Source organism: Bartonella sp. AP9QHHD, assembly GCF_042195625.1.
Classification (GTDB): domain Bacteria; phylum Pseudomonadota; class Alphaproteobacteria; order Rhizobiales; family Rhizobiaceae; genus Bartonella.
The window spans coordinates 1-6,565 of the sequence record NZ_JBHIOP010000099.1 but is presented as its reverse complement, the minus strand read 5'-3'; the positions used below and the strand labels follow the sequence as shown (position 1 = coordinate 6,565).

4 protein-coding genes and 1 pseudogene are annotated in these 6,565 nt (G+C 36.4%); all 5 read right to left on the bottom strand.

The genetic code is table 11. The features are described 5' to 3' along the window. Positions 1-715: 715 nt before the first annotated feature. Complete coding sequence (locus ACFIK4_RS08835; protein WP_375675778.1) at positions 716-1,249, bottom strand: abortive infection family protein; 534 nt, start codon at positions 1,247-1,249, stop codon at positions 716-718. Positions 1,250-1,267: 18 nt separating this feature from the next. Continuing rightward, positions 1,268-1,615 carry a hypothetical protein gene (locus ACFIK4_RS08830; protein ID WP_375675777.1) on the bottom strand — a complete coding sequence of 116 codons (348 nt, stop codon included), beginning with the start codon at positions 1,613-1,615 and terminating at the stop codon, positions 1,268-1,270. A gap of 1,390 nt (positions 1,616-3,005) precedes the next feature. Continuing rightward, complete coding sequence (locus ACFIK4_RS08825; RefSeq protein WP_375675776.1) at positions 3,006-4,370, bottom strand: MFS transporter; 1,365 nt, start codon at positions 4,368-4,370, stop codon at positions 3,006-3,008. 586 nt (positions 4,371-4,956) lie between these two features. Beyond that, positions 4,957-5,247: a hypothetical protein gene (locus tag ACFIK4_RS08820; RefSeq protein WP_375612598.1), complete on the bottom strand. Its 291-nt coding sequence runs from the start codon at positions 5,245-5,247 to the stop codon at positions 4,957-4,959. A 976-nt stretch (positions 5,248-6,223) separates the two neighbouring features. Further along, positions 6,224-6,565, bottom strand: a pseudogene (locus tag ACFIK4_RS08815) (DUF3792 domain-containing protein); the annotation flags it as partial.

The window sequence follows — 6,565 nt, the reverse complement described above, 5'->3', positions numbered from 1 at the left end:
AATCTGCCAACTTTTTGCAACAAAAAACTGTACACAATTCCTTGAACTCCAAACTATCTATATCACTAAATACTAAGGGGGATTTTTACCTAGCAAGCTTTTTGGGGTAGCGAGCCTATGCCTATGATCTGTGGGGGCAGTGCTTTACGGCTCAGATAGAGAAATAACAGCTTTTTACACTATCCTAACATACATAATGGCTATGGTATGTAAGAATAGTGCCGTTTTTTATACGGAGCTGCCTTATTATAAAATTAAGTAGGGTAGGGGAAGAACGTATAGGTATGTAATTTACGCGCATAAAGGCTTTGTAGGAATTAAATCTAAGCTCAGATTCTCTCTCTTTAGGGAGTTAAGACTTGTGTTTTTATCATAATGACTAGCTTCTCCATCATAATATTTCTGCACGAGAGCTTTCCAAAAATAGTACACCAGCTAGTTTGTTCTTAAAAAAATAATCAAGGCAATACTTTTGCACCATCCTCATTCGCCATCCTTAAGGGCGGCTTTTGCATTTACAGAAATTGCCACTGACTTTAGAAGCGGAGCCTAGAAACGCGGGGAAAAGGAGAACTATAGGGTGGTGTGATTACTCATTCTGTCATGCTATAGAAATATTTGGTTTTGTAGGGGTAGAAGCAACCACTCCCCTTTAATGCTTTTTAGGCATTAAAAATGGCACAAGAAAATGCTGGTAGTCGTGATATGGTTTTTATTATGGCTGATCCATGAGCTCTAAAATATAAATTGAGAGGGAATGGGCGGCATTAAAAGTTAAACGCGCATGGCGAGGCTTGAGATTGATTAGTTCAAAATCCTTTTCTGAGCGGCCGTGCGCTGCACCTTTCTTGTTTCTTAACTTTATAGTACCGCGCACAATTTGATACAGACCGGATGCGATCATTTTTAAGTCATTTTCATCTAGATCTTGATTTTTTAAGTTTTCTTGCTTCATATCTTCGGGATGGATCTTAGCTTTCTTAACGACTTCTTCCCATAAAGCGGGCAGATTATTACGGGCGTTTTCTGCATATGGGATAGAATGGTGGTCGAGATAAGCTTTGCAAGAGGCTTCCAACAGATTTGCTGCAAATAGAACGGCCTCCCTTGGATCTTTTTCTATATTTTCTAATGCCCTATTTATTTCGATTTCTACTGCTGAAAGTCCTTTCTCTGCAATACGGTTTTGTAGCTCTTTTATAGAAAGAAGACCTGCTTTGATAATATACCCTCCACGCTGATATTCCAATCCATCTTTCTTTAACGTTTATAAAATTTTACGTTGATCTTCTTTTAACTGTAGAGTTTTTTTGTATAACGATGAATTCAATCCGGTAGGGTCTGGATCATAATATTCTTTTTCCATAAAATCACTAAGCAGGTTACCAAGGAATTCAAGTGGTTCTTCGCATTGAGAATTGATTGCACGTAGCCACGCTTTAACTTTTTGGATTTTTGTACCTTCTGGAATTTCAGGAGGAGCAAATGATGCAATAAACAAGTCATCTAACTCGTTATGCGTATAATGGTGCGCAAACATTGGAGGGAGTAGTCCAATGATTGCAGAAGGGATTTTGTTTTTCTGAGATATTGTTTGCGGAGATGATAATTGCATTTTATGGCTTTATAATATCAAAAAGTGGTATGTGGAGTGGTTGTTAGAATATAATTTTATTGCTTGACCTTGCTTAGAAAGTCGCGCAACAATTTTGTGGCTTATATAAGATTTGTGAAAGAGAAATGCCATATTGTGTTTTAATTTTTTTCCTTTCATTGTTATAACAGTGAAGGGGGTGAATAATGCGTGATAATTGGAAAAATATAGAATGAGAACAGAAGTATAATTTTGTATTATCGTAACTGCAATAGCATTCTTTATTGGCAGATTGTTTATTGGAGAGAAGGAAGCAGGCAATGCGCATAATCCCTGAACGGAAGGTTTTGTGACAAGAATTTCAATAATGGCATGTTACTAAATGTTGTGTGTGTTCTTTGCTTGTCAGAAAGAGTAGATGGCGCTCTTTATTTGCATAACCGGTAGAGAGAACAAGCGGGCAGGGATTGGTTTACCAATTTCGTTTATCTCTTTAAGCTTACTGCTTTCTATTAAAACACTGTTTTCATGATATCCGCTGTTAATCTCGCGTATTTGGTAGAGATGAAAATATAAACGTTTATCGTGTCTGTAAGGGAGCTTGAAACAATGAAACTAGGCGTAAGAGTACTCTGAAAAGCTTCTTTTGTCCGTAAAACTTATAAGGAAAATTTAAAGGCAGGAAAATGTTAGAGAAATCTAAGAGTACGCTGTGAAAATCAAGAAACAGTCTTTTTAGAGATGGTTTGCTGTCTGTCATCGTGCTTCATGATTTTCAATGTTTTTAAAATTTCTTTCTCAATGAGAGAGGGCTTTTTTATTAAAGCGGGGGAGATTTGTTATGACAGTTAACAATGAAATGGAGAGAAGATGCTGCTTTACCAGCTGTTTTTGTCGCTTCAGTTTCATTTGAACCTATTGTGATTATGAAAGCATAGTGATTCAATGACTTTGAAAAGGGGGGAATAACATTATCAAGTTTGCAATACAGTGCGATTTTTTGCATCGCGATGCGTGGCAGAAGATGGTCAGCATTTGGGGGCATTGTGGGTTCTATATTCTATGCTGGTTCTGTAGGGCGTCTGTTAGCGCATTTATGGAACTATTCCGCATTGAAACGCGTGCTTAATTTCGTGGATCTTTGCAAAGGTCTGATCAGAAAATCCCATATTTCAAGAGGTTTTTAGAGGGATTTAAAAGCACAGAGGTATCATAAAATTACAAACACCGTACGTTACTGGAGGTGATCAATTTTAGAGCTTAAGGAGCTTATCGGTTTAGTGTTCTTTCATAAAAATGATGAAGGCTGTGTTCAATGTCTCAGTGTGTTGGTTTCTCGAAAAGTGGTAAATGCTGTATGATTTTATATGCCATTGCCAATGTTATGGATAGGGTGTTCAAATAAAGCATATCATAAATCAAAATTCTTCTCTTTACGCGATAAGAGGAGGGCTAGGCAAAACAGTAAAAATGCAGCGATAGAGAATATGAAGAATACGATATATGTTTGGTTTAAGGACAGGGATTCTTCTGTCAGCGAATGGATCAAAAAGCCAGCGAATATACCCCCTAAGGCACCACCTATTTGCTGTAATATGCGTGTGATAACGGCTGTATCTTTGACGTATAAACTGTTGACATATTGGATGGGGGCGGAAAGGCAGACAATGGTGGCGATGCCAAGTCCTATGCCTCTTAGCAAGAATCCCAGTCCATCCATGCTTATATTATAGCCGAAGCATAATAACCCAAAGCTTGATATCACTAAACCAATTCCTATCATGAAAAAGGGAGATTTTTCTTTCCATTTTTGGTAAATAAATTTCCTGCCAATCCACGCACCTACTCCTTGCAGAGCAAGGAGGGCACCGATGATGAGAAGGCTCTTTTCATAGTTTCCTCCCATGGCAACGGCTAGTGGGAAATAAACGAGGAAGCTATAAAAAAGAAATGAAGCAACGAGCCCCATGATCATGAGCAATGTATAGCGCGCATTTTGAAATCCGCTAAAGACGATTAATTTGTTTTTTGCTTTCTGATTAGAAACAATGAATAATATGAGAGATATCACGGCTATAAGCGCTAGGATAAAGAGGGTGTTGTGGTTATTGATATTTCTGGCTTCTGTGAGATAAAAAAACGAAAGAAGGGAGATGGAAAACGCTAAAAAAGCAAATAAGTTAAATTTTGTTTTTGTTGTTTCGTTGCTCTTTAAATGTTTAGCTCCAAGGGTGAGTGCCAATAAAATAAGCGGAATATTGATAAAAAATAACAAACGCCAAGACACATACTGAGCAAGCGAGGCGCCTACCAGCGGACCAAAGGCAGGAGCGAAAACTGTTGGTACGGCTATGGTGCCCATGGCTTGGCGCACTCGTGTCTGTCCAAATTGTAAGGCAATGATGGTTTGGCTAAGGGGCAGCAAAAGACCGGTCCCAAAACCTTGAACGATACGGGCAGATATAATAGTTGGAAAATTATAGCTTAATCCTACCCCCAGTGATCCAAGCATAAAAATGAAGCTTGCAAGAAGCCAAGTGCTTTTGATACCTATTCTTCCTTGCACAAAAGCGGCCATTAGCAGCCCTGGAACGGTGGCGAGAAAATAGGATGTTACAACCCATTGTATATTATTTTCTCCGACTGAAAAATAATGCGCAAGGTTAGGAAGGATGACATTGACAATGCTCCCGTCCAGCAGAGAAAGTATGCTGGAAATAATGACGGTATATATGACATACCTTTCTGTTTTTGTATAGGAATCTCTCTTTTGCATTATTATGCCCCCTGTTGATATTCTTTAAAATATTGTCCCCGCCCCATTCCCAGACTTTTAAAAATTAACATGTGTTTGTGATGGCTGTGGTTTTGATATTGGGATAAATGTGATTGGGAGCGCTGATGGTCCCCTTGTATACAATCCCTCTTCCTCCAAAATAAAACCATCGGTTAAGTTGATCTTAATGAGTTTATCGAGGAGTCTGTTTACTGTCAATTCACTCTGTATGAGAGCAAAAGCAGAACCTACACGAGACGTGCATGCCTGCTCCATTTGCATTTATTATTTAACATGGAAAATGTTAAAATCTTTATAAATCAAATTATTGACTTAAAAATCCAATGTTTGTTTATAGATCATTTTTTATGCCTAAATGATTGTTTGGGTGTCAAATGTATTCTCAATAGCTTATAATTTTCTTTTCTTAAATGTGCAGCCTTTTCTGGAAAATGTTCAACAATCTCTTGATTGTTTAATAAAAATTAAAATCGGTTATAAGGAAGGGCTTGTAAATTATAGAGTAGGAAAAAGGTGCATTTTATAAACAATAGGGGAGGGTTGTTTCCATAGCCAAAACATTTTTTCAAGTTGTTATGGTATCTTTTTGAAGTGCTTGATCGATAAAAGTTTGATAATTATCAGAAACAATATATTGGGTATTTTCTCCCAAAGCTTTGAAATGTTCATGACCGCAATGGATTTTTGCTTTTTCCAGAACGCGCAACATGTCTTCGAAAATGCTTCTTTTGCTTTCCACAACAAAATACAGTTTTTCTTGCCCATTTTGCTCGAATAATACAGTCCAATCGGGAGTATATGATCCAAGAGATGTATCAATTTTAAACCATTTAGGCAGTTTCGCATAAACTTTAATCTTATCGTTTTTTTCAAATGATTGTGCAAAATTGAACTCAATATCTGAATCATAAATACATGATCATAAGTTGATTTATCAGTTTTTGTCATATTCTTTTATAAAACAATTTGCTTTTATATTTATTAAAATGCATTTTCTATTTTATTTTTTCATATAATTAGCCAATGAAGTTTTTGCTCTAATATCGCAATTTGTAAAAGACTATTTTGGTCATTCAATATGAAACTTTTTATGTCGGTTTCTTGTATTGAAAGCAATGGTACGATTTTTGATATCTGTATAAAATATTTACAAAAAAAAATTTAATAACGCATGATTATAGAATTTTGTTCTTTGTTTGAAGCATGTACAGTTAAACCATTGTTTATTCATAGATTTTATGTTCATTATTTATTTGATACATTTAATCTAGAATGTAAATTTTGTTCGTATCCTCAAACTAAAATACTGGTATTGAAGTGGTGAGAGTGTTGCTTTGTTGAGAATAGATAATTTGGTAGGTTGGTATTCCCTTTGTATCAGAGAATTCAACTTATTCTCTCATATTGTGTGTGGATGAAATGTTAACCGCATAATGCTCCCTCTTACATGAGATGTAAGATTGATATGTTTTCCACATTGAGAAAAGTTGTTGATCGTAGAGAAATATTTTTTTGCGAAATTCGTTTGGCTTAAATGGAAAAAATAGAGCAAGAGTCGCATATTTGTTATGCTGTAATGGCATATATATATAATCGATGGAGTCAACACTTCATTTAAGAAGTTTTTTAAAGGAAAAACATAAAAAAATAGAATTATTGAAAAAAATCTTTTATTTTGCAGCTTGTTTCTCACGATTATAAAAGCTTCACGTGGATTTTGAAAATTCTTGTTGTGTTGAAAAGCATACAAAAATCAAGAAAATTTTGCAAAAAAGCTGCACTATGCGTGCAGCTTTTTATGTATTTGCTTTAAAGGTAGACAGGTAGACGTTTTAAAACATGAAAGTGTCCTTACGGCTTCTATAACCATAATAGCCAAAAATACTGGAAATAATGGCGCCTATGAGACTTCCTAAAAAGCCCCACCACCCCATATTGGNAGACTTCCTAAAAAGCCCCACCACCCCATATTGGAGGCTGTTTTTGTGGCTTTAGTTGCAGTGTTTTTTGCTCCCTTGATCGTATCCTCAAGATTGTCTGAGAGTGTTTCTGCCCGTTCTTCAAGGACTTTGATGGCTTTTTCGGTCTTTTCCTCTGCGCTTTGATAGAGTTGAACAGCATGGTTGGCTGCTGTTTGTGCATCCGAACGGGACATGCCATCTTTTATGAGCGCG